This is a genomic window from Mycoplana azooxidifex, assembly GCF_014196765.1.
Classification (GTDB): domain Bacteria; phylum Pseudomonadota; class Alphaproteobacteria; order Rhizobiales; family Rhizobiaceae; genus Mycoplana; species Mycoplana azooxidifex.
This window is the reverse complement of the sequence record NZ_JACIEE010000014.1, coordinates 23,605-46,300: the sequence shown is the minus strand read 5'-3', so window position 1 is coordinate 46,300 and position 22,696 is coordinate 23,605. Positions and strand designations below refer to the sequence as shown.

Below are 22,696 nucleotides of genomic sequence, written 5' to 3'. Positions count from 1 at the left end.
TTAGTTTCATATACGAATTGCGCTTTACATATGAAGCTTAATGTGGTGCTCTTTTGAAAATTCCATCGAAGGCGGCGACGGTGGATAAAAACATAGGAGCCGCTCCGAACCAGAGGGATTGGTCATGAAATTTTTCCAGGCAATGCGTGGTGTCACCTTGGCGGTGGCCGGCTTCTTGGCAACAACGGCACAGGCGCAGGAACATGTCATCGGAATTGTAGCAATCGACCTGCAAAGCTCATTCTTCGTCCGTATGAAGGAAGCGGGCGATGTGGCGGCAAAAGATTATGGAATCACGACTTCGTGGCAGAGCGCGGAGGGAAGCCTCGAAAAGCAGGTTTCGCTCATCGAAAACCTGATCAGCCAGAAGGCAAGCGCAATCCTTGTCGACCCCCTCGACAAGAACGCTCTTATCCCGGTGCTTAAAAAGGCGCAAGAAGCGGGCATAAGCGTCATTACCATGGGCAACAAGGTCGAGGCGGGCGGAAACTACTCGACGCTTTATCCGGACGAGTCCGATGCCGCTCAGACGGCGCGGGCGCTGGCACGCTCGATCGGCGGAGAGGGCGAGGTCGCCGCTTTGATTGGCGCCCGGGGCAACTACGTCTCGGACACCCGCGAAAGAGGTTTCACGGAAACCATCGCCAAGGAATTCCCGAATGTGAAGATCGTGGCCATCCAGCCGGCGGGCTGGGACCCGTCCAAGGGCGCGGACGTCGCGCAGACCTGGGTGTCCACCTATCCGGATCTCAAAGGTATCTGGAGCATGTCCGACACGCAGCTCCTCGGGGCTTCCTCCATCGCCCAGTCCGCAGGGCGCTCGCTCAAGTACGCGGGTTTTGACGGCGACGCCGAAATGGAAGGTCTCTTCGGAGATGGGTCGATGGTCATCGACGTTCTGACGGGCGCATATCGCGTCGGCTACTGGAACATCGCCGTTGCCGCCAGGCTTGCGAAGGGCGAAAAGCTGCCGAACGATCTCTATATGCCGACCTATCTCATTATGACCGACGCGATCGCGCAGACCGTCAATGCGTCGGGCGACAAGATCGAGTATGTCACGCCTGAAAAGGCCCAGGAGCTGGCGCAAGACTATTCGAACGAGTTCGGGCCGTCGAAAGCCGCGTCCGAAATGAGCGTCGGTCAGTAAGCCGGGAGAGCGGCGGTGACCCCTATCGTGTCCGGACAACCTGGCCGTCTCAGGGCGGCCATCTTGGAAGAGATGCGTGACGAGCTTTTGCTCGTCATGCTGATCGCCGTCGCCGTGGCCTGTTTTTCCTTCGCACGCCCGACCTTCTTCAGCGTATCGAACCTTCTGAGCATAGGTCAGCAGAGTTCGATCGTCGCGATCGTGGCGCTAGGGATGACCGGCGTCATCGTTGCGCGGGGTATCGACATCTCGGTTGGCGGGACCATGGCTGCGACGGGGATCATCGCAGCAATCGTGCTGCAGGCAACAGGTTCGGGTGTCCTGGCGATCCTCGCTGCCATCGGCAGCGGGGCGGCTTTCGGCGGGCTGAATGCCCTGCTTGTGGCCGGCCTTGGTATCAGCCCGTTCATCGCAACGCTGGGCACGATGGCATTGACGAAGGGCGCCGCGCTCAGTCTCTCCGGTGCGGCCAGCATTCCGGTATCGGATCCGTTCATGCTGTGGCTGGGGCAGGGAAGTCTCGCCGGAGTACCCGCGGGCTTCCTGTTGGCGGTGGCACTGTGCGGCGTATGGCTCTGCTTCTTGCGCTATACCTCCCATGGACGTTCGTTTTTCGCTGTCGGAGGAAATCCGGTTGCCGCTCGCGCTTCCCTCATCTCCGTTGTCGGCATTCGGTCACTGACCTACGTTTTGGCGGGAATGTCCGCGGGCACGGCAACCGTGATCGCGATCGGCCGTTTGGGGTCGGCACAACCGCTGGCCGGAAACGGACTCGAATTCGCGGCCATCACCGCCGCCGTTGTCGGAGGAGCAAGTCTCTCAGGCGGGAAAGGCTCTCCGTTTGGAACGCTCCTCGGAGCCATCGCTGTCGGCACGATAACCGCAGGGCTTGCATTTCTCCAGTTCTCCCAGCAGATCGTCTACATGGTCTCCGGTGGCCTGATCCTTGTCGCCGTGCTTTTGCGGGGGGATCTTTCGTGGTCGGCGCTCGTCAGGACAGCCTCTCCGGGTGCTGTTTCGCTCACGTCACGCGGCGACGAGACGTGCCTCTTGGACGTGGCCGGCCTCACCAAGCAATTCTCCGGTATAAAAGTCTTGAACGACGTTTCCTTCCGCCTCCGGGGTGGAGAGGTCGTTGCGTTGCTCGGCGAAAACGGTGCCGGAAAATCGACGCTCGTGAAGTGCATATCGGGCGTATACGTTCCGGATGGCGGACGGGTACAATTCGGTGCGCTTCCGAAAGAGGCATTTGCCGAGGATGGCGCCGACATCGCGGTGATCCACCAGCATTTCAGTCTGGTTCCTGACCTGACGATCGCCGAAAGTCTCAGTCTTGGCAACGAACCGCAGAGCTTCGGGCTGTTGAAGCGGTCTAGCATGCGCTCGAAAGCCAAAGCCGCACTGTCGGAGGTCGGCCTCACCCGCGACGTGGACGTGCCGGTAAGGTTGTTGACGGTCGGCGAACGCCAGATGCTTGAAGTCGCCAAGGCTTTGCTGTCTTCCGCCCGGCTTATCGTCATGGATGAACCCACCAGCGCGCTCAGCAACCGGGAGCGCGACCGATTGTACACGATCGTTCGCAAACTGGCCGGCGAAGGGCGCTGCGTCCTCTACATTTCGCATAAGATGGAAGAGGTGCGCGAACTTGCCGGACGAGCCATTGTCCTAAGAGATGGGCGGATGGTCGGCGACGTCCCCATGCAGGAAGCCGATGACCGCGCTCTCGTCCACATGATGGTCGGACGTTCGCTGGAGAACGTGTTTCCATGGGTCGAGGCGCCTCTCGGACCTGTCGCAATCGAAGTCAAAGGTCTGCGTACATCCGGGTTGGTTGCCGACGTGTCGTTTTCCGTTCGGCGGGGCGAGGTGGTCGGCCTGGCGGGATTGATGGGGAGCGGCCGCACCGACATCCTTCGATGCATTGCCGGGCTAGACCCATATGCGAGTGGTGAGATCCGCCTACACGGAGACCGGATGTCGACCGGTGCGCAGGGCTTCGCGTCGAGCAAAGGCGTGGCATTCGTACCGGAAGACCGCAGGCTCGAAGGGCTGGTTGGCGGAATGAATGTGAGGGATAACCTCGCTTTGGTATGGATGCGTCGTGGCAGCAAGTTCGGGCTCGTTTCCCTTGCCACACTTCGACGCAACGCGGCGGCATTGATCCGTCAGCTCGATATTCGTCCCCCCGATCCCGGGAAGCCCGCAGGCACCCTTTCGGGCGGAAACCAACAGAAGGTGGTTATCGGAAAGTGGCTCGCCGTAAATCCGTCCATCATTCTCCTCGACGAGCCGACCAGCGGCGTCGACGTTGGCGCGAAGTCGGAAATCCATTCGGTCATCGGCAAGCTCAAGTCCGAAGGTGCTGCCATCCTGCTGGTGTCGAGCGAACTACCGGAACTGCTGGGCGTGTCCGATCGCGTCGTCGTGGTCAGCGGCGGGCGTAGCGTCGGCGAAATGCCGCGCGGAACGAGCGAAGAGGCGGTGATGGAACTGGCGTTCTCGACAACCCCGAAATCGTCATCAAACCGATCGGAGGTTTGCCGATGAACAGACTTCGAGCGCTCTCTGCGAACATCGCGCCGATCAGCCTGCTGGTGCTGGTCTTCATCGGGTGTGCATTGATCGACGGCCGAATTCTCGCGCCGGCAAATCTCATGATCATCCTGACCCAGAGTGTCCCCATCCTCATTCTGGCGCTCGGGGCGTTCATCGTGCTGCTCACCGGCGGGATCGATCTCTCGGCCGGTGTCTCGGTCACCCTCGGCAGTATCGTGATCGCAAGCATGCTGACCACGGGTGCGAACCTCTTTCCCGCACTTGCCGCGGGACTCGTCTGTGTCGTGGTCATCGGCATCGCCAATGGCACCCTCGTGACGCTCTTTCGCGTTCCCGCCTTCATCACCACCTTGGCGACCATGTCCTGCATTCAGGGTATCAGCCTTCTACTGGCGACACGGGGAGTGTACGTCATCAATGAACCCGCCTTGAAATGGCTCGGTACCGGACGCGTGGAAGGCATTCCGGTTTCCATACTGGTCGCAATTATCGTCATCTGCGCGGCCTATGTACTGATGCATCACACCCGTGTCGGTCTGCGCACTTATGCCACAGGTTCAGATCCGACGGCGACAGCGCTTGCGAACATCTCGACGTCGCGCGTTCTGATGCTGGCCTACGTAATTGCAGCCTGCTTCACGTTTCTGGCGGCTGTCATGCTGATTGCCAGAACGCCCATCGTGACACCGAACCTGGGCGGTCAGTCTCTGCTGCTCGATGCGATCGCCGCATGCGTGCTGGGCGGTGTCAGTATTTTCGGTGGTCGCGGAACGGTCCTCGGCGTCGTCGCAGGAAGCCTGATCGTCAGCCTCTTCGCAAACGCGCTTCGCGTGATCGGTGTCGATCCATCAAGTATCGATCTTATGAAAGGCGCGCTCGTAATCAGCGCTCTGGTCTGCGACGTCGGCATTGCGCGGCTTCGTGGTGGTGTACTCAAGGAAGAATCGCATGACTATCGCTAACGCGACAGCGTCATCGGCAAGCGACATGTCGCCGCTCGTCGAAACCGCTATCGAGATCCTTGCAGACTTGGTGTCGTTCGATACTGTCAGTTCCAAATCCAATGTCGATGCGATCGCTTTCATCGAAGCCTATTTCAAGCGTCTCGGTGCGACGACAGTGAGAATTCCTGCGAAAGGCCAGGAGAAAGAGAATCTCTGGGTCACCATCGGTCCTGGGCGGCAAGGAGGACTTGTCCTGTCCGGACATATCGATGTCGTGCCGGTCGATGGTCAAGAATGGACGCGCCCTCCCTTCAAGTTGACCCGGGAGGGCGAGCGTCTGTACGGCCGTGGAACCACCGACATGAAGGGGTTTCTTGCCTGCGTCATGGCGGTGTGCGGGCACATTCACGCGGCTCAACTGTCTGTTCCCGTTCACGTCGCGGTAACGTTCGACGAAGAGGTCGGCCATATCGGCGCGTTCGAGCTGGCGGCGTTTCTGAAAGGTCAGGGCATAGAGCCTGCTGCCTTTATCGTCGGCGAGCCGACGCGGCACCTGGTGGTCGATCGGCATAAGGGATCAGTCGGCTTCACGACCGAAATAGTCGGGCGGGAGGCGCATTCATCCCAGGTGCATCTCGGCATCAATGCGATCGACATCGCCGCCGAAGTCGTTTCGCTCCTGAATGAGCTCCACATTGTCCAGCGCGATGTCCTGGCGGATGACGCCTATCCATACCCCTATCCTTCTATCAACGTGGGAACCATCCGCGGCGGGCACGTCCGCAACATCGTTGCCCCCGGGTGCACGCTGGAATGGGAAATGCGGCCTATCTTGCCGAAGCAATTGTCCGCGATGCGACGGGAGTTTGACGAGCGTGTAGCAAAGATCATTTCCCGGCGATCGAAGAAAGGTATGGATGCACCCGAAATCAGGACGCGCTGCCTATGGGACGCGCCGCCTCTGCTTTCGGATCCCGCCTCACAAGCAACCTCGATAGCGTTGCAGGCGACGGGACACAACCAGACGTCCGGCGTGTCGTATGGAACAGAAGCGGGTGTCTATCAACAAGCAGGTTTTCCCACCGTCGTTTGCGGCCCCGGTGACATAGCCCAGGCCCACACTGCCGACGAGTGGATTTCCGTCAAGGAACTTGAGACCTGCCTGCTGTTCCTTGAGCGCCTCATCGCCAAGGCGGGCAACCCTCTTTTCGACGTCAATGGAGGATAAGATGCGGATCGCTCCAGCCACCTATCTTGTTGCTTCAGGCGCGCAGGGTTGCTCGCTCACACATGATCTCGACTGTAATTGCTGGCTCTTCGATTCAGGCGAAGGGCTCGTGCTCTTCGACACCGGGGCAGGGCTCGACACCGACGGCATTTTCTCCGTCATGACGGAGAACGGCCTGACGCCCGATGACCTCCAGTTCGTCTTTTTGACCCATGCTCACGGTGACCATTCCGCCGGGGCCCGCGAGCTACAGCGGAGAACCGGATGCAAGGTGCTTTGCAGTCGATTGACGAGTAGCCTGCTGGATGAAGGCGAGCCAGCGTTCAGCCTCGATGTCGCCCGGGCAGCAGGGGTCTATCCCGACGATTTTGTCTACACGCGACCTTCCGTCGACGCGCTGATCGCCGACGGCGAGACACTTGCGATCGGAGACCTGTCGATCGAGGCGATCGCAACTCCCGGGCACAGCCTCGATCACCACTCCTATCTGGTGCGACGGAACGACACGGCCGCACTGGTGACGGGAGACGCGATCTTCCATTCCGGCCGTATCATCTACCAGGGCACGTACGATTTCGACATTCGCGTGTCCGCCGAGAGCATCCGTCGTCTCGGCAACTGCGATTTCGAGATCCTGCTGCCCGGCCACGGTTTCTTCGTCCGTCACGGAGGAAGGCGCCACGTCGACGCGGCGATCCTTCATCTCGAAAAACTGATGACACCAAGGCCCATCGAATTCATTGCAATCTAGGAAAGCCGGCTCAATGACAAGATTTCAAGACAAGATCGTCGTCGTGACAGGCGGCGCAAGCGGCATCGGTGCATCCATCGCCGACGCGTTCCGGCGCGAAGGTGCGAAGGTCGCAGTCTTGGACATTCACCTTCCCGAGGTTTCCGTTCGGGGTGAAGACATCTGGTATCGGGAATGCGACATCGCCAGCGAGGCGGCAGTAGAGGGAAGCTTCGACGCGGTTCAGGCTCAACTGGGGCCTGTGGACGTCCTCGTGCACTGCGCGGCCAAACTTGGCGTCAGCGCGCCATTCCACGAGGTGACGGCGGAAGCCTGGAACAGCTACATCGACATCAACCTCACCGGATCTTTTCTCGCCAGCCGTGCGGCCGCCTCCCGTATGGTGGCGAACGGCACACCGGGCCGCATTGTTCTCATCGGATCGGTGAACTCGTTTGCGTCCGAGAGGAACGCCGCACCCTACGCCAGCAGTAAGGGCGGCGTGCGTCTGCTGACACGCTCGGCCGCGATCGACCTGGCACGCTACGGCATCACCGTAAACATGATTGCGCCCGGACCGATCGTTACCCCGCCCCTCGAAGACAAGTTTGCATCTCCGGAGCTGACGCAGATTTTCGACCGCGTGCTACCGGGCGGCAAGCCCGGCAGGCCGGCCGACATTGCCTCGACGGCGCTGTTTCTTGCCCTGCCCGAGAGCGCCTTTATCACCGGGGCCGACATCGTTGTCGATGGCGGCATGCTCGCGCAAATCCTCAACTAAGCGGAACGAGCCCTCTCTTTTCCGGGATTACAATCAGGAGGTTTCCTTGTCGTATGATGTCATAGTGGTAGGGGCAGGTTCTGCCGGCGCAGTCGTTGCCGCGCGCCTGAGCGAAGACCGAAGCCGTCGGGTCCTGCTTCTTGAGGCGGGTCCCGACTACCGGAGCGGTGATCAGCCCACTGAAATGGCCAGCGCCAACGTCTTCAACCTCATATTGCCGGAGCATTTCCAGAAGCAATACATGTACGCCGATCTCATGGCGCGCCGGACGAAAAAGCAGGATCACCGTATCTACTGGCGGGGGAAGGGTCTTGGCGGGTCTAGTGCGGTCAACGCGCAAATCGCCATACGGGGCGTGCTCCATGCGTTCGATCGATGGGCAGATATCGGGTGCACGGGATGGTCTGGCGAGGATGTCCTTCCCTACTTCAACAAGCTCGAGGATGACCCTATCGAAGCGCCTTATCACGGCAAGGGCGGTCCAATCCCGATCTATCGGGCACCGTTCGACCGATGGGGAAATGTCGATATGGCTATGCGTGATAGTGCAATGGCAGTTGGTCACCCGTGGCACGACGACCTGAATGCGCCCAATGCGGACGGTGTCTGCACCTACGCCATCAACAGCCGGGATGGCCGCCGCGTCTCCGTCAACGACGGATACCTGGAGCCGGCCCGCAGCCGTGACAACCTGACGATCGTAGGCAACGTGACCGTCGATCGGATCTTGTTCGAGGACAAACGGGCCGTGGGCGTCAGCGCGTTCGTGTCCGACGAAGCGCGGGAGTTCCATGCCGCTTCGGTCATCCTCTGCGCCGGGGCGATCCATTCGCCGGCGATCCTGCAGCGATCCGGAGTGGGTCCGCAGGCTCTTCTTCGAGAGCACCAAATTCCTGTCGTCGCCGATCTCCCCGTCGGCGAGGGGTTCTTCGACCACCCATACTGCCGCATCGAGCTTGACCTGAAGCCGGAATTTAAGGTGCTGGATACCGACGGACGGCACACCAACTGCTGCGTCAAGATGAGTTCGGGCGTCGCTGGCGGCGTCCCACACGACATTCTCTACAACGCGATGAACCACGGGGGCGTCGGAGTGAGGCCGGACAGCGCCCAGTTCGGAGAGGCGATGGTGAACCTTATCCTGATGGAGGCGAAAAGCCGCGGCACCGTGCGCATTTCGACGCCCCGGCATTGCGATCAACCGGTCATCGATGAAAACATGCTCGATGATCCCATCGACCTCCAGCGAATGCGGCTGGCTTACCGACATCTCGGCAAGATTGCCTCGCAGGGTCCCTTGCAGCGACTGGCAAACAAGATGACCCTGGCAGATACCGATCTCCCGCTGTCATGGCTTGACGACGCCAGCGACCAGCAGGTCGATGATTTGCTCCTCGAACATTGCTCGGATGCGCAGCATGGCCTTGGTGGCTGCTGCATGGGCCCGGACGGTGACGAGAAGGCTGTCGTTGACCTCCAGGCGCGCGTGAGGGGTGTGGAAGGCCTTCGTGTTGTCGACGGCTCGATCATGCCGCTCGACTGCCAGGCCAATACGAACCTGTCGATCATCATGGTCGGCGAAAAGATCGCCGACGACATTCGGCGCTGGAGGTAGATCGCGCTGATGGATATAAGCAAGCTCAACGAGAGCGATCGCAACTTTGCCAGCGACAACGTTGCTGGCGTCTCTCCGGAAATCATGAAGGCACTGGTCGAATGCAATGACGGCAATGCCTCATCCTACGGCTTTGATGCTATCACTGAACGTTTGACGTCAAGGCTTTGCGAGGTTTTCGAGACGGACCTTATCGCGTTTCCTGTCGCGACAGGTACTGCCGCAAACGCCTTGGCGCTTTCGGTCCTGACCGCTCCTTACAGAAGCACCATTTGCGCCGAGGATGCACATATCAACACCGATGAATGCGGGGCTCCGGAATTTTTTACTGGCGGGGCCAAGCTGCTCGGGTTGCATTCGCCAGGCGGGAAGCTTGCCCCTGAGGCGGTCGATTCGATCTTCAACAAGACGCGGACGGAGGGTTTTCAGACCGCTCAACCCGTGACCGTCAGTCTCTCCCAGTCGACGGAGTGGGGGCTGACGTATTCCGTCGAGGAGGTCCGCGCCCTGGCTGCCGTGGCCGAGCGTTACAGCGCGTCAGTGCACATGGACGGCGCGAGGTTTGCCAACGCTTTGGTTCATGCGAAAGCCCGCCCTGCGGACATGACCTGGAGGGCAGGGGTCGATGCACTCTCCTTGGGCGCTACGAAGAATGGCGCCCTTGCCGCGGAGGTACTGATCCTCTTCGACGCCTCCCACCGCGATGCTGCTTCGGCGCAACGAAAGCGCTCTGGGCATCTTTGGTCTAAGAGCCGCTATCTGAGTGCGCAGCTTCTCGCATATCTTGAGGACGGTCTCTGGCTTCGCAATGCGTCGCATGCGAATTCGATGGCCAGGCGGCTTGCTGGGGGATTGACCGGCGTGCCTGATATAGAGCTCGCCCAACCAGTCCAGGCAAATGAGGTGTTTGTCTGGATGCCGTCGGAGGTTGCTGAACGTCTCGCTGCTTCGGGATTCCGTTTCGCTAAATGGACAAGAGGAGCAAAAACCCATCGACGGATTTTCCGATTCGTCACGTCATTCGCTACGCAGTCGAATGCTGTTGATGACCTGGTCCACTGGGCTGCCAGAATAGTTCCATAAATTAGGTTACGCTGCAAAGGGTGATTTCAGAATTTCGCGGACTTCTTTGACCGCCGATAGCAGCGTGCGTACCTTGGCCCCGCCCTTCGCCGGATAATCATCCGCACCTGCGCCAACAACAATTCTGTTTTCGATTTCAAGATCGTCACAGGCGACAAAGAACCCGCGCTCGGCTTGCGGAGCGCTGGCGCGCTTGACCTCGATCGCCACCGTTGGCTTGCCAGCCTGTTCGAACACCAAGTCGATCTCTGCACCGTCGGCGGTTCTGTAGAACAAAGGAGCCACATCAGGCCCAGCCGCGTCGATAAGCGTCTCTATCACAAACCCCTCCCAGCTTGGCCCGACAACGGGGTGTCCCAACAATTGATTGAGCGTGCCGATTTCCAGGAGGGCGTGCACAAGCCCACTGTCACGGACGTAAATCTTGGGGGACTTCACGAGGCGCTTGCCGAGATTGCCGCTCCATGGCTGGAGGCGCCGAACCAGCATGAGATCAACAAGAAGATCAATATACCGGCCAATCATGGGGGCCGACACACCCAGGCCCTGGGCGAGCCGAGCGCTGTTAAGTGTGTTTCCTTGTCCGTTGGCCAACATCGTCCAAAGACGACCGATCGTTGCGGCCGGCATGCGCGGAGCAAACATGGGGACATCGCGCTCAAGGTAGCTTCGGACAAAAGCCTGCCGCCAGAGGTAACTTTCCTCGTCCGTTACCGCGGTCAGGCTATCGGGAAAGCCGCCGCGCAGCCACAGCCGGTCGATATCAATAGAAGCCGCTACAGCCTCTTCCGCACCGATCGGTGGCATCTCGAGATAGATAATTCGCCCTGCCAGCGTTTCCGATACCTGCTGGATCAGGTCCAAAGATGCTGAGCCCAGCAACAGAAATTGCATGGATCTCTCGCCTCCGGCGCGCCGATCGTCAACGATCCCTCGTAATTCGGCGAACAACTCAGGCAGCCGTTGTACCTCGTCCAGCACCGTCAAATGCCCAGCCTGCGCTTGAAGGAATGCTTCTGCATCCTCCAGCTTGCGGCGATCTGCTATCCGTTCCAGATCCAGATAGAGTGTGCCTTTCGCTCGATCCGCAAGCTTGCGGGCAAGCGTGGTCTTGCCGACCTGTCGTGCGCCAATCAGCGCGACGACGGGCGCGCGTGCCAAGGCGCGCTCGAGGGCAGCTTCGATACGAGGCCGCGAAATCATCATGCCGTAAATCATAAATCATATTTTTGATTTGCGGTCAATTGTTGAGTCCGTTCTTCCCGCGCGGGACCGTTCGCCAACACGGGGAGCGTTGGAAGCCGTCGTCACAGCAACAGTTCTCGTTCGGAGTGACCCATCAAAGTCGTGAATCGATGGCAGCTATCCGATTCATGGAACTCATTGGACGTGTCCGACGCATGGATTGATACTCGGCGCATGACAAGCAGCGTAAGAGACATCTATCTGGAACGTGTCGATACAACCGGCAATCTGTCACGGTTCTACGTTGTCGAGATTCAGCAGGATCTTTTCGGTGAGACTCTGATCGTGCGCCGGTGGGGTCGGATCGGTACGCATGGGCGTCAACTTGCGAGCCGTACGCCATCTCTTGTGGAGGCGACAAAGCAATTCGAGCGCTGGTCCAGCGCCAAGGCTCGGCGTGGCTACAGACAGCTGTGACGCCAACACAGGTGCACGACTGTTGGTTTCCGCGCAGAACTGAGCCGGTTAGGCGCATAATTTCCATTGAGAATTGAGCCATGTGAACCTTCCCCCAACGCGGTGAGCGACGGGGGCAACGGAGTGATCCACATGGGACTTTTAAACATCATCCGTCGGATGGCGCTGCGCGAGAAGCTGTCGATCCGCGAGATCAGCCGGCGCACCGGGCTGTCACGCAATACGATCGCGAAGTATTTGAGTGCTGGTACGATCGAGCCGACGTTCACGGTACCGGAACGACCGAGCAAGCTTGATCCGTTCGCCGACAAACTCGCTAGCTGGCTGAAGACCGAGGCCGGGAGGGCGCACAGTACCCATCCGGCGAGGACCGCGGTCTGTATGCTGTGGCACCATCACACTTCGGAAACTCCTTATTGGCAAACTGCCCGCGGCTTCAGTGAGGTGTGCGGATGCGGTGCGAGTTGAGAACGGTGTTCCTTTTACTGGTGGGGATGTGAACCGCCCCGGCTTTGCCGGAGACCCCAACTCGTGAGAAGTAGGGTCTATGACAAGCAAGACGACGAACAAGTTCTCCCCTGAAGTCCGCGCTCGCGCCGTTCGAATTGTGACGGAGCATGAAGGCGAACATCCTTCCCGGTGGGCGGCAATATCTTCCATAGCCGCCAAGATTGGCTGCTCGGCGCATACGCTCAATGAGTGGGTGAAGAAGGCCGAGGTGGACAGCGGCAGGCGGGCAGGTTTGCCGAGTGACGTCGCGGAGAAGATGAAAGCGCTGGAACGGGAGAACCGTGAGTTGCGTCAGGCCAACGAGATTTTGCGCAAAGCCTCTGCATATTTTGCCCAGGCGGAGCTCGACCGCCCACTGAAGCGATGATTTCCTTCATCGATGCACACCGTTCGGTGCTCGGGGTCGAGCCGATCTGCAGACTGCTGCCGATTGCCCCGTCCACCTATTATGAGGTCATCGCCAAGCGCAACGACGTGGACCGTTTGTCGGCCCGCGCCCGACGCGACATTGCCATGAAGGTCGAGATACGCCGGGTATTCAACGAGAACTTCCAGGTCTATGGCGTGCGCAAGGTCTGGCGACAGTTGCTACGGGAGGGTTACGACATCGCCCGCTGCACTGTCGCTCGGCTTATGAAGGCAATGGCACTGCAGGGCATCATTCGCGGCAAACCGATCCGCACGACGATCAGCGACAAGGCCGCCCCATGCCCGCTCGACCGGGTGAACCGACAGTTCTTCGCTCCCGCGCCGAACATGCTGTGGCTTTCGGATTTCACTTATGTGGCGACCTGGCAGGGCTTCGTCTACGTGGCCTTCGTCATCGATGCCTTTGCCCGTCGCATCGTCGGTTGGCGGGCAAGCCGGACTGCCCATGCGGGCTTCGTGCTCGATGCCCTCGACCAGGCGCTTCATGATCGGCGGCCCGTTCATCGCGGCGGGCTGGTTCATCATTCCGACCGCGGTTCGCAATACGTCTCCATTCGCTATTCCGAACGGTTGGCGGAGGCAGGCATCGAGCCGTCTGTCGGAAGCGTTGGCGACAGTTATGACAACGCACTCGCCGAAACGATCAACGGTCTTTACAAGGCCGAGGTGATCCACCGGCGAGGGCATGGCGAAACTTCGAAGCAGTGGAGTTCGCCACGCTCGAATGGGTCGATTGGTTCAACAACCGCCGCCTTCTGGAGCCCATCGGAAACATTCCGCCAGCCGAGGCCGAAGACCGATATTACGCCATGCTGGACGCACCAGCCATGGCCGCGTAACTTAAACCAAACGGTCTCCGGCAAAGCCGGGGCGGTTCACATCCCCACCAGTAAAAGGAACACCGTTCTCAACTTGCACCGCATCCGCACACCTCACTGAAGCCGCGGGCAGTTTGCCAATAAGGAGTTTCCGAAGTGTGATGGTGCCACAGCATACAGACCGCGGTCCTCGCCGGATGGGTACACCCGGCCTTACGCGGACGGGACTACAGATGATGGACTTCCTGCTGGCGATGACGATTGGTCTCCTCGGTTTCCTGTTCATCCACACGATGGACGAGGCCCTGGAGTTCCCGGACCAATCCGCCGCCATCTTCCAGGACTCGGCTATGGCGACTTGCTCGCACACTGCAGGCGGCATGGCAGGCAGGGAAGGACGTCTCAATTCATGGCCGGATCTATGCTTAAAGGACGGTCTGCTCTCCAATCTTGATTGCACGGTGCGCGGCGACCGGTTTCCCCACTTTTTCGATAGCAACCGCCTTGCAGACTACGAACTTCCCGGATGCGGACAGCAGACGCCGGTCGCTTTCGTCCGCAGCGGCATCCGGTCTCGGTCAGTTGCGTGACCGATGTCATCACGCCAAGCGTGGAAAGAGTCGACGGAGGAATTCCACAATCGAGGATACGCCTAAAATCCTTTCTAAGTCATTGAATGTACAGCTGTCGATATGAGCGGGCCTGCATCTCACCAACGCGTTCGAGCCTTTGACAAACTTTGCCAAAATCGGTTATGCTACCTTCAAATGGAGGTTATCATGGCCACGATGAATGTATCTCTTCCAGCCCCGATGAAGGATTGGGTGGAGGCCCAGGCCAGGACCGGGCGATATTCAAATGCTAGCGACTACGTGCGCGACCTGATCCGACGTGATCAGACACGAAACGACAAGATCGCCGCGATGCAAAGCTTCGTCGAGGCCGGGCTCCAAAGTGGTATGGGCATCCGATCAAAGGATGACCTCTTTGCTGAAGCGATGGCTCGTGCCAGCAAGCCATGAGTTTTAAGGTTTCTGTCGAAGCGGAAGAGGACATTATTGCGATCGCCGAGCAAGGTGTCCGTATGTTCGGAGCAGGCCAGGCAAAGCGCTACCACGATGAACTTTTCGCAGTATTTGATCTGATAGCTGTCAACCCGCGCATCGCGCGCGAACGGAATGAGATTGATCCACCCATTAGAATTCATCCCTTCAAAGCGCATCTAATTGTTTATAGGATCGAAGACGATGAGACAATTTTTGTAATACGAATTTGCCACGGGCATGAAGATTGGGCAGGTAGTTCAATTTAGCGCCCCTCAGATGGGGCTGTGGGATTTGTGCGTGTCAGGTTCGAATTGGTTCAAGTGCATGCGCTCACAAATCAGTTTGGCCCCGAGGGACGCCCTGTCAGCAATGACCGCCTTGGGCACTTTGCGCGCCCAATCCGGTCGTCTACGCCACTCGCCGGAGTTCCTGAGGCAGTCGGTCCGCTTGGGTGTCACGTCCGCGGTGCGGCAATTGCGGAAATCGGCTATGCTCGAAGCATGAAACATCTGGCGCCCACACCTGGCCGGCAGGCTCGGGGCAGCGTCCAAATGGCGCGGACATTCGCTTCGGCACGCTATAGTGAGAGCTAGGACTCATAGCGCGTGGGCATGAGGTTTAGTTTGCGGCTCCCATCCAGTTCACCGATATGTTCACCGAGCGCGGTATTCCCTCCGCGGCCCTCGTCAGGCGTGGAGGTCCGGCTGACCTGTCGGCGTTAAGAAGGGCGTCGCTTTTGTCGTCGCGTTATTGTCGTCAACTTTAGCAGCACCCGAAATGGCGTTTACGATAAGTATCGAAACCAAAAGCATTTACTTGGTGCAGAATAAGAATTCAGAGCGCTAGCCGAGGCCGTACGATCCGTGAGCGCAAGTAAGCTTTTGGCGCGAAGCTGCCGCTCCCAACGAACACAGGCGTCGAAACGGCATAATGCACCAGGGACGGCGCTAACGTTGGAACGGAAAATATACCCAGTGCACTTTTTGCACTGGATTTCCCTACGGTTCCGACGTTGAATGCGGCACACGCCCCGCGGAGGTCCGTATGCCAACACGATGGCAGAAAGAATATGCCGAAGCGTCGTCGAGTTCCTGCCCGCCCCTGGCGACGGTGCAGGATGAGCTTCAAAGAATCCTCGACAGTTCTGATTTCAAGGGCACACCCCGTCGCCGAAAGCTGCTGAGATATCTCGTTGAAGAGATGCTTGCGGGCAGGGATCGCGAGCTCAAGGGGTATACAATCGCCACAGTGGTTTTCGGCCGTGACGACGATTTCGACCCCCAGACCGATCCCATCGTGCGTCTTGAAGCGCGTCGGCTGCGGCACGACCTCGACGGTTACTATGCGTCATCCGGACGAGACAATGCGATACGTATCTCCATTCCCAAAGGGCAATATGCACCGACCATCGAATGGTCGGAGAAGGACATCGGGGAGGTTGCGACAACCGTTTCACTGCAGGCCGAGGAAGTCGCTGCCACCGATCCCTCTCCACGGGCACCTTTGAGCTTGCTGGCTCGACCTCGGCGGCTGGCATGGGGCGTAGCACTCGTTCTCGCGCTACTCGTTGTCAGTACCGGCTATGTCTACTGGTCGCGGTCGGGATTGGCCCGTCAGGAAAGTAGTCGCGGTCCGGCACTTGCAGTGATGGCGTTTGCGACGGATGGAAGCGACGCCGAGCATGCCGCGCTTGGAAGCGGGTTCGCCGATCAAATCATGGCGGACCTGAGCCGCTTTTCCGGTTATCGCTTGTACTTGCCGCAGGCAACGACCAGCGGGACGATGACCAGTGATCCTATGGAAATCGGCGATCGCCTCGGCCTGACCTATATTGTGGACGGAAGCGTCCACTTTGATGCGGGGACTGATTCCATTCGGATCTCGGCGCGCCTCGTTGAGGTTGACACGCGTCGGATCATGTGGATCGGCACTTTCGAACGGCCCAGATCAACTCGCTCGCTTTTCGCAATTCGGGACGAAATCGCATCGGCGGTGGCGTCGGCGCTTGGGCAACCCTACGGCGTCATCCGAACGGAAGAGAGCAACCGATTGCGGGATGAAGCCGCGCCGAGCACGTCAAGCTATGAATGCGTTCTGCGCGCCTTCGCCTATCGGCGGTCGTTCACGGCGGCGGGACACAAGGCTGTCATGACCTGCCTCGAGCAGGCCGTCCTCCAAGATCCGAAGTATGCTGACGCCTGGGCGATGCTTGGTTGGCTGCACATGGACGCTGGGCGCTTCGGCTGGGCAGTTGACGGAGACGCCTGGGCGGCCTTCCAGCGTGGGTTGTCAACGGTTGCTCACGCCTTGTCGCTAGACAGTAACAATATCACCGCCCTTAAGGCCCAAGCTTCGATCCACCATTACATGGGCAATTATCCGGAGAGCGAGCGCATCCAGCGGCGGGCGTTGGAACTCAATCCGAACGATCCCGACACGCTGGCTCAACTCGGTTGGCGGCTAGCCGTGCGCGGACGTTTCGAAGAGGGAGTTCCCTACCTCCAGCAGGCGATCGCGAACACGGTCAATCCGCCTGGCTGGTATCGGCACCTTATTGCTATCGATCACTACCTGAAGGGGCGACACGAGGAGATGCTCGAAACCGCCAGGGCCTCAAGCATTGACGGCTCGAGCGTAAGCTGGTCTCTGGTGGCAATTGCCGAAGGTGCCATGGGCCACAAGACAGCCGCAGCGGAGGCCCTCGCAAAGATGGCCGAGATCTCGCCGATGCTCTACAGGGACCCTGCGGCCGCGTACCGCCGACACCAGGCAATTGATCCTATTATTGTCGCCCTTGTGGCAGGTCTTCGCAAAGCAGGATGGACGGAACCCGACGAGATTACGGGCCTTCCGTGAGGCGTTCGCGCCACGTCTGTTCAGGGCACTTAGATCCGGAGCGATGTCACGGGCGTATGACGCAGCGGAAACCGACATGGCACGTGGTCGGGTCAATCTCCTGGGTAAAAGTCCCTCCGGCAATCCATCCATTCCTGGGTTGCTACTGTCGTGCTCCTCAATGAGACGTTTCTGTGGCTGCATGCGTGCTTCCTTGGTGGTGGCGGTCGTGAAGCGCGGAGAAGTTGCTTCACAATCGATGCAACGTCCTACTACGCCTTGCCGCCGCAGCCGAATTTCCGCCGGAGAGCAGAGGCGACGAGCTCCTGCTGAACAGGCATAGTCAGTCTCAGTCGTCGACGATATCCCAATCGTCGTTGGGGTTGAATGTTTCTATCCCTGCCGCAACGTCGCTAGTTCTTTCACCGAGGTCCGCATCGTAGACGATCCCGTGCCGGTCGACGGCAAAGGTCTTGACACCGCTCATTCCATAGTCGACTGGCCATGCCACCAGAGCAAAGCCTGCGATCATGTTGCCGTTGATACGATAGTCATGGGCACCGCCGGCAATTGCGTCCCCCTGACGGGACAGGATGCGATAGTGATAGCCATTGAAGCCGTCACCCGCTTTGGCAGACTGCAACGCATCGCCATCTGCCAAAGCGGGCCCGGCAGGGCTTTCCTCGCCGCCAAACTGATCCGCCGGCCAGTACAACCCGTCCTGCGCGCCGTCCGAGCTGATGAGCTTCTGCGCGTATTCGAGAACGCCGTCGCCGTCGTGGTCCGCAAGGGCATACCGCTCCTGCGCTTCCACATAGGCATGCAGGGTCGCGATCGTCGAAAGCTCGTTCTCGCCGACCCGGCGATTGGCGACCTCTTCCAGGCCGACATAGGTGGCGAAAGCCCATTTGCCGTCCTCACCTTTTGCGATCGGGAACGGAAACGGCCAACGCTCGCCTCCAAGCTCGAGCACCTTTCTGCCGTTGACGTCCTGAACGCCGACGTGCTCCTTCACGCGGGCCTGGATGTCGGCATAGGCGTCCATTACGCCGTCGCTCTGCCTTGTTCTGGCGACGTCGAGCCCGAGGAGAGTGACCAGTTTGTCGAAGTCCCCTCCAGCCACTGTCGACTTGAAGGTTTCGACGGCCTCCTCGGCTGTTGCAAATGTCTGCGGCTCCTCGGAGGCAACGTACGCGTTCAAGGATTCGGTACCGGAATCTGTGACCTGCGCGACCGCGTTCAGTGCCGTGGTGCCGAGCAGGAGAGCGCACAGGGAGGCGGCGATACCGTTGCGAAGTGCTTTCATCGTGAACATCTCCTTTGCACCTTCCTTAGCGATGGCGACCGCCGCCGTGCCTGACGACTTTGTGCCCGCCGCCGCCGCGATGCCCGCCACCCATAGAGTGCCCCCCTCGATTGGACGAGAGGTGGGTCTGATGGCGATTTCCCGGATGGCCGAGCACGGAATGGTTTCCGGTGGCATGTCTTTGGGCATGTGCTCCCGGTTTCGGTTGCCTCGCATGGCGCGTCACGTGCTGGGAAGTGTGCTTCGAACCGATGTGCGTATCGGGAGCGCCCTGTCGGTGGGCGGTCGCAGGCTGCCTCACGTTGCCCGGCCTGATGCTGCTTTCGCGACCACGAATTCGGTCTGCATCGACCTTGCTCTTCCGGATGTCGCCGACCGATACCTTAGGATGAGTGCCAGAAATCGTGTCCCCGTGCCCGCGCCTTACGTTCTTTGCACGCTCGGAAATGTTGTTGTTTCGGTTCGATTTGAAGTCGCTTTTCAACGCATTGTGGTCGATCCTGTTGAGTTGGTTCCGGTCAAACTTGATCTTCGATCGATCGACATTCTTCCAGTCGACGTCGTTGAACTTCAGCTTGTCGCGATCGATGTCGATGTTGTTAAAGCAGCCATCGCAATCGATATCGACGTCGCCTCCGTGCCAGTCGCCTCCCCACACGCCCCAGTCGTCCCAGTCCATCACGGATGCCCATGCGACCCCGGTGACGGCGGCAGCGAAAAAGGGCGCTGTTGGATAATAATAGTTCGGGTAGGGATCGGGGTAATAGGCAAGCGGAGCAGGGGGGTAGCCTGGCTCGTAGAGCATCTGCGGCTCGTACTGTGGAACGTATATCTTCTCCGGGTCCTTGGATTGAATGACGACATTGTCGCCCTCGTTCACGACAGTGATCTTGTCGTCGCTCTTGATGACGTTGCCCGCCACAGCCTTGTCGCGCAGGGTTTGAACGGCAATCAGCACGTCCTTTTGCTGGAAGGACAGCGCACTGCCGAGCGCCTGGGTCCAGTCGAGGTCGTCGCTCATCATCTTGACGACCTGGGGATAGTTCAGCAGCGAGATCACGCTGCCATCCCAGCTATCCCTGGGCTTCAGGTTCTTGTCTGATTTTGATTGCTGAAGGAATCGCTCTGCTTCCACGATCTGGAGGGGAAACAGCGAAGCAGACGAGATCACCGCGACGAGTTCATCAGGATAAAGCGCGATCCGTGCCACGAGCACTTCGAGTTCTTCCTCCGTGAGCAGGTCGGGCGTGCTCTCGCTGCCATCGACGGCAGATTGACTTTGAGAGCTGTCTTGCGCGCTGGCATTGGAAACCAGAAGCGGACTGCCTGTAAGAAGGAGTGTGACGATCAATGAACCGACTGTGCGGCCGACGAGGCTGAAGGCAATGGTCACTGTCAGATGCTCCCGGGGTAAAAATACGAACAGAAACGAGCTGTGAGGCACTGCGAACGCGGCATTTGCGGCTACCGCGGATACACCTTGTTCCAGTCGTTCTTCATGCTGACGATGTTCCAGCCGCGTCTCGGGCCCTCCGTCAGGGCTCGATCGAGCTTCCCAAAGTGTGAGTTGCGGTCGTAGGCGTACTCTCTTTCGGCGTCGTCATGATGAACGATCAGGCCGAAGGTCCGCCCCGGTCCCGACGTCGTCCATTCCAGCATCTGGAAGTCGCCGTCCGAATTCCCGAAGGCAGCGATCGGGCGTCGACCGATGTGACTATAGATTCCTATCGGCTTGCCCGGGCCATCGTCGACGAAATCGACTTCCGGCAGGCGGACGATGGCGGGCTTTCCGCCCTTGTCGTTGTACCGAGACTTGATCGATGACCCGACGACGTTCTCGGCGGGAATTCCGTAGATCCGTTCCGTCCAGGGCCGCATGAACTCGATCCCGCCGCCGGAGACGATGAACACCTTGAATTCGTTTGCCGTGAGATAGGCGATCAGCTCGAGCATCGGTTGAAATACCATCGACGTATACGGCTTTCCGGTCTTCGGGTGCCTGGCGGTGTCGATCCAGTCGCCGGCAATCCCGGTGAACTCGTCGCTGGTCATGCCCGCATGGGTGACGCCGACGAGGTCGACGAGCCCTTTTTCGCCGGAAGCCGCGACCCCTGCGAGATCGCCGGCAAGCACGGATCTGAAGGGTTCGGTCTCCTTCCATTCCGGGTGATCGGGGGCAAGCGCCTTGATGCGGTCCAGCGCGAAGGCAAGCTGGACATACATCGGCTGTTCGCCCCAGAGCGTGCCGTCATTGTCGAAGACCGCCACGCGATCGGCAGGTGCGACATGGTCCGGACCGCCTGCGGTCGTAACAGCCGTCACGAATTCGATGATGTTCCGCTTCGCTGCCCCGTCGTTCCAGGACGGCAGGTCATCCGCCATGGCCACGATGGGAGCGACGAGCAAGATGAGTGCCGCGGTCCAGGCGGCGGCAGGGCGGAGTGTGATCATTTCGGGACCTCCAGGGTGATGAAGCCGGAATGCTCAGGTTTCCGGGTTGCGTCGGATCCGATTGAATGAGTTCTGCAGGGCCTCGGATATCTCGTCTTCGATCTCCGCAAGCAGTCGCTGAAAGTCTTCGGCTTTGATTCCATCGGAGCACCAGTGTTCGAGCGCACGCCGGGCGGCCTCGTAGTCCTCGCAAAGCACCCGGAAATCGGGTGCGTTCGCATAGAGGCGCCGGATTGTGAGTTCATGGGCCGGAAAGTGGCCAATCACCGCGGTCAAGTCCGACATGACGGCAAACCCGGATGGACATACGATCGAGCAATTGTCGCGCGTTGTTCGAAGCACGCTAGGTGCGAACAGGTACGAACATGTTCATAGGGTTGCGCAGTGGTATTCGGCGAGAATTCTGTTGCAGCCCTCGCCGCCCGGTGGTGATCTACCAAGTGTAGAACCCGCGAAGATCTTGTGCCAACCGCTCTTTACCGCATTCTCCGACAGCGGCGATTTGTAGCCGTCTCAGTCTCAGACGCACCTTTGTGCTCCATGCATATGCCAACGGTCGAAGGACTAAACGATGGGAAATCGAGACGACATCCGCGAACTTGCTGCGAGAATGGGACAATCGATCATCGGGCAGGAGGGGTTGATCGAGCGCCTCCTGCTGGGCCTCCTGTCGAATGGCCACCTGCTTGTCGAAGGGCTGCCCGGCCTTGCCAAGACCCGTGCGATCAAGAGCCTCGCCAAGAACCTTGACGCCGATCTCTCTCGCATACAGTTCACCCCTGATCTGCTCCCGTCTGACATCACCGGCTCGGAGATCTATTTCAGCGAAGGCGGGAAGGGCGAGTTCAAGTTCCAGCAGGGTCCCGTCTTCGCCAACCTGATCCTGGCGGACGAGATCAATCGCGCACCGGCCAAGGTCCAGTCGGCGCTGCTGGAGGCGATGGAGGAGCGGCAGGTCACGGTCGGCGGCGAGAGCCATCCGCTGCCGGAACTTTTCCTCGTCATGGCGACCCAGAATCCCATCGAGCAGGAAGGCACCTATCCGTTGCCCGAGGCGCAACTCGACCGCTTCCTCATGCACATCCGCGTCGATTATCCGGATGCGGCCTCGGAGGCCGCAATCATGAAGCTTGTCCGTTCGGAGGAAAAGACGACCCATGGCAAGGCCGCCGCCGCGGAGAAACTCGCCGCCGACGTCGTGCTCGCATCGCGCCGGGAAATTTCCGAAGTCAACGTCTCCAAGGCCATCGAGGACTATATCGTCGCACTCGTGATGGCGACGCGATATCCTGACAAGATCGATGCGGACCTGGCAAAGTGGATCCAGGTCGGCGTCAGTCCGCGCGGCGTGATCGGGTTGGACCGGGTATCGCGCGCTCACGCCTGGATGAACGGCCGGGATTTCGTGACGCCCGACGACGTCCAGGCGACCGTCCACGGCATCTTCCGCCACAGGCTAGTGCTCTCCTACGAGGCGCATGCGGGCGGGGCGACTGCGGATCAGGCGATCGACAGGATCGTCGAGAAGGTGGCCACGGCTTGACAGGGAGGG

General features: G+C 59.5%; 19 protein-coding genes, 2 pseudogenes and 1 other annotated feature. Of the genes and pseudogenes, 16 read left to right on the top strand and 5 right to left on the bottom strand.

What is annotated here, in order from left to right:
• The first annotated feature begins 124 nt into the window (after positions 1 to 124).
• The 8 genes from GGQ64_RS25190 to GGQ64_RS25155 all read left to right on the top strand — a co-directional run bounded on the left by GGQ64_RS25190 (position 125) and on the right by GGQ64_RS25155 (position 10,087).
• Positions 125 to 1,150 carry a sugar ABC transporter substrate-binding protein gene (locus GGQ64_RS25190; protein ID WP_210300437.1) on the top strand — a complete coding sequence of 342 codons (1,026 nt, stop codon included), beginning with the start codon at positions 125 to 127 and terminating at the stop codon, positions 1,148 to 1,150.
• A gap of 72 nt (positions 1,151 to 1,222) precedes the next feature.
• Entirely contained in the window at positions 1,223 to 3,697 is a 2,475-nt protein-coding gene (locus tag GGQ64_RS25185) for an ATP-binding cassette domain-containing protein (protein WP_183808169.1), read from the top strand.
• Positions 3,694 to 4,668 carry an ABC transporter permease gene (locus GGQ64_RS25180; protein ID WP_183808069.1) on the top strand — a complete coding sequence of 325 codons (975 nt, stop codon included), beginning with the start codon at positions 3,694 to 3,696 and terminating at the stop codon, positions 4,666 to 4,668. Before GGQ64_RS25185 ends, GGQ64_RS25180 begins: the two co-directional genes overlap by 4 nt.
• Complete coding sequence (gene argE, locus GGQ64_RS25175; RefSeq protein WP_183808068.1) at positions 4,655 to 5,878, top strand: acetylornithine deacetylase; 1,224 nt, start codon at positions 4,655 to 4,657, stop codon at positions 5,876 to 5,878. Before GGQ64_RS25180 ends, argE begins: the two co-directional genes overlap by 14 nt.
• Position 5,879: 1 nt before the next feature.
• Positions 5,880 to 6,629 carry an MBL fold metallo-hydrolase gene (locus GGQ64_RS25170; RefSeq protein WP_183808067.1) on the top strand — a complete coding sequence of 250 codons (750 nt, stop codon included), beginning with the start codon at positions 5,880 to 5,882 and terminating at the stop codon, positions 6,627 to 6,629.
• Between the two features lie 43 nt (positions 6,630 to 6,672).
• The gene (locus tag GGQ64_RS25165; RefSeq protein WP_183808066.1) at positions 6,673 to 7,389 is read left to right on the top strand and encodes an SDR family oxidoreductase; all 717 of its coding nucleotides are present in this window, start codon (positions 6,673 to 6,675) and stop codon (positions 7,387 to 7,389) included.
• Positions 7,390 to 7,435: 46 nt separating this feature from the next.
• Positions 7,436 to 9,004 carry a GMC family oxidoreductase gene (locus GGQ64_RS25160; protein WP_246422928.1) on the top strand — a complete coding sequence of 523 codons (1,569 nt, stop codon included), beginning with the start codon at positions 7,436 to 7,438 and terminating at the stop codon, positions 9,002 to 9,004.
• A gap of 9 nt (positions 9,005 to 9,013) precedes the next feature.
• Entirely contained in the window at positions 9,014 to 10,087 is a 1,074-nt protein-coding gene (locus tag GGQ64_RS25155; RefSeq protein WP_183808065.1) for a threonine aldolase family protein, read from the top strand.
• 6 nt (positions 10,088 to 10,093) lie between these two features.
• Here GGQ64_RS25155 and GGQ64_RS25150 read toward each other — a convergent pair whose 3' ends face one another.
• Positions 10,094 to 11,293, bottom strand: coding sequence for an ATP-binding protein (locus tag GGQ64_RS25150; protein ID WP_183808167.1), 1,200 nt, complete (start codon positions 11,291 to 11,293; stop codon positions 10,094 to 10,096).
• A gap of 213 nt (positions 11,294 to 11,506) precedes the next feature.
• On the opposite strand from GGQ64_RS25150, the gene GGQ64_RS28395 reads away from it, so the two are divergent.
• From GGQ64_RS28395 to GGQ64_RS25115, 7 genes and pseudogenes are all read left to right on the top strand, one after another.
• Positions 11,507 to 11,749: a WGR domain-containing protein gene (locus tag GGQ64_RS28395; protein ID WP_425488545.1), complete on the top strand. Its 243-nt coding sequence runs from the start codon at positions 11,507 to 11,509 to the stop codon at positions 11,747 to 11,749.
• Positions 11,750 to 11,881: 132 nt separating this feature from the next.
• A pseudogene (locus GGQ64_RS25140) lies at positions 11,882 to 12,097 on the top strand (helix-turn-helix domain-containing protein); the annotation flags it as partial.
• Positions 12,098 to 12,356: 259 nt separating this feature from the next.
• Positions 12,357 to 13,527, top strand: a pseudogene (locus tag GGQ64_RS25135) (IS3 family transposase).
• Positions 12,581 to 12,697, top strand: a sequence feature (AL1L pseudoknot). (Overlaps the previous pseudogene by 117 nt.)
• 212 nt (positions 13,528 to 13,739) lie before the next feature.
• Complete coding sequence (locus GGQ64_RS25130; RefSeq protein ID WP_210300455.1) at positions 13,740 to 14,096, top strand: hypothetical protein; 357 nt, start codon at positions 13,740 to 13,742, stop codon at positions 14,094 to 14,096.
• Between the two features lie 189 nt (positions 14,097 to 14,285).
• Positions 14,286 to 14,528 (top strand): type II toxin-antitoxin system ParD family antitoxin, encoded by a 243-nt coding sequence (locus tag GGQ64_RS25125; protein WP_183808063.1) that lies wholly within the window; start codon positions 14,286 to 14,288, stop codon positions 14,526 to 14,528.
• Positions 14,525 to 14,818: a type II toxin-antitoxin system RelE/ParE family toxin gene (locus tag GGQ64_RS25120; RefSeq protein ID WP_183808062.1), complete on the top strand. Its 294-nt coding sequence runs from the start codon at positions 14,525 to 14,527 to the stop codon at positions 14,816 to 14,818. The genes GGQ64_RS25125 and GGQ64_RS25120 overlap by 4 nt, the downstream gene beginning before the upstream one ends.
• A gap of 778 nt (positions 14,819 to 15,596) precedes the next feature.
• Positions 15,597 to 17,408, top strand: a complete 1,812-nt coding sequence (locus GGQ64_RS25115; protein ID WP_183808061.1) for a hypothetical protein — start codon at positions 15,597 to 15,599, stop codon at positions 17,406 to 17,408.
• A 328-nt stretch (positions 17,409 to 17,736) separates the two neighbouring features.
• On the opposite strand, the gene GGQ64_RS25110 is transcribed toward GGQ64_RS25115, so the two are convergent.
• The 4 genes from GGQ64_RS25110 to GGQ64_RS25095 all read right to left on the bottom strand — a co-directional run bounded on the left by GGQ64_RS25110 (position 17,737) and on the right by GGQ64_RS25095 (position 21,429).
• Positions 17,737 to 18,693, bottom strand: a complete 957-nt coding sequence (locus GGQ64_RS25110) for a DUF2950 family protein (protein ID WP_183808060.1) — start codon at positions 18,691 to 18,693, stop codon at positions 17,737 to 17,739.
• 25 nt (positions 18,694 to 18,718) lie between these two features.
• Positions 18,719 to 20,086 (bottom strand): DUF3300 domain-containing protein, encoded by a 1,368-nt coding sequence (locus tag GGQ64_RS25105; RefSeq protein WP_183808059.1) that lies wholly within the window; start codon positions 20,084 to 20,086, stop codon positions 18,719 to 18,721.
• Between the two features lie 71 nt (positions 20,087 to 20,157).
• The gene (locus GGQ64_RS25100; RefSeq protein ID WP_183808058.1) at positions 20,158 to 21,144 is read right to left on the bottom strand and encodes an HAD family hydrolase; all 987 of its coding nucleotides are present in this window, start codon (positions 21,142 to 21,144) and stop codon (positions 20,158 to 20,160) included.
• 33 nt (positions 21,145 to 21,177) lie between these two features.
• Entirely contained in the window at positions 21,178 to 21,429 is a 252-nt protein-coding gene (locus GGQ64_RS25095) for a hypothetical protein (RefSeq protein ID WP_183808057.1), read from the bottom strand.
• 286 nt (positions 21,430 to 21,715) lie between these two features.
• On the opposite strand from GGQ64_RS25095, the gene GGQ64_RS25090 reads away from it, so the two are divergent.
• Positions 21,716 to 22,687 (top strand): AAA family ATPase, encoded by a 972-nt coding sequence (locus tag GGQ64_RS25090; protein WP_183808056.1) that lies wholly within the window; start codon positions 21,716 to 21,718, stop codon positions 22,685 to 22,687.
• Positions 22,688 to 22,696 lie beyond the last annotated feature (9 nt).

Bases quoted from the DNA above. Each gene is read 5' to 3' on its own strand.
- GGQ64_RS25190 (WP_210300437.1), top strand. From the start codon at position 125: ATGAAATTTTTCCAGGCAATGCGTGGTGTCACCTTGGCGGTGGCCGGC.
- GGQ64_RS25185 (WP_183808169.1), top strand. From the start codon at position 1,223: ATGCGTGACGAGCTTTTGCTCGTCATGCTGATCGCCGTCGCCGTGGCC.
- GGQ64_RS25180 (WP_183808069.1), top strand. From the start codon at position 3,694: ATGAACAGACTTCGAGCGCTCTCTGCGAACATCGCGCCGATCAGCCTG.
- argE (WP_183808068.1), top strand. From the start codon at position 4,655: ATGACTATCGCTAACGCGACAGCGTCATCGGCAAGCGACATGTCGCCG.
- GGQ64_RS25170 (WP_183808067.1), top strand. From the start codon at position 5,880: ATGCGGATCGCTCCAGCCACCTATCTTGTTGCTTCAGGCGCGCAGGGT.
- GGQ64_RS25155 (WP_183808065.1), top strand. From the start codon at position 9,014: ATGGATATAAGCAAGCTCAACGAGAGCGATCGCAACTTTGCCAGCGAC.
- GGQ64_RS25150 (WP_183808167.1), bottom strand. From the start codon at position 11,293: ATGATGATTTCGCGGCCTCGTATCGAAGCTGCCCTCGAGCGCGCCTTG.
- GGQ64_RS28395 (WP_425488545.1), top strand. From the start codon at position 11,507: ATGACAAGCAGCGTAAGAGACATCTATCTGGAACGTGTCGATACAACC.
- GGQ64_RS25130 (WP_210300455.1), top strand. From the start codon at position 13,740: ATGATGGACTTCCTGCTGGCGATGACGATTGGTCTCCTCGGTTTCCTG.
- GGQ64_RS25125 (WP_183808063.1), top strand. From the start codon at position 14,286: ATGGCCACGATGAATGTATCTCTTCCAGCCCCGATGAAGGATTGGGTG.
- GGQ64_RS25120 (WP_183808062.1), top strand. From the start codon at position 14,525: ATGAGTTTTAAGGTTTCTGTCGAAGCGGAAGAGGACATTATTGCGATC.
- GGQ64_RS25115 (WP_183808061.1), top strand. From the start codon at position 15,597: ATGCCAACACGATGGCAGAAAGAATATGCCGAAGCGTCGTCGAGTTCC.
- GGQ64_RS25110 (WP_183808060.1), bottom strand. From the start codon at position 18,693: ATGAAAGCACTTCGCAACGGTATCGCCGCCTCCCTGTGCGCTCTCCTG.
- GGQ64_RS25100 (WP_183808058.1), bottom strand. From the start codon at position 21,144: ATGATCACACTCCGCCCTGCCGCCGCCTGGACCGCGGCACTCATCTTG.
- GGQ64_RS25095 (WP_183808057.1), bottom strand. From the start codon at position 21,429: ATGTCGGACTTGACCGCGGTGATTGGCCACTTTCCGGCCCATGAACTC.
- GGQ64_RS25090 (WP_183808056.1), top strand. From the start codon at position 21,716: ATGGGAAATCGAGACGACATCCGCGAACTTGCTGCGAGAATGGGACAA.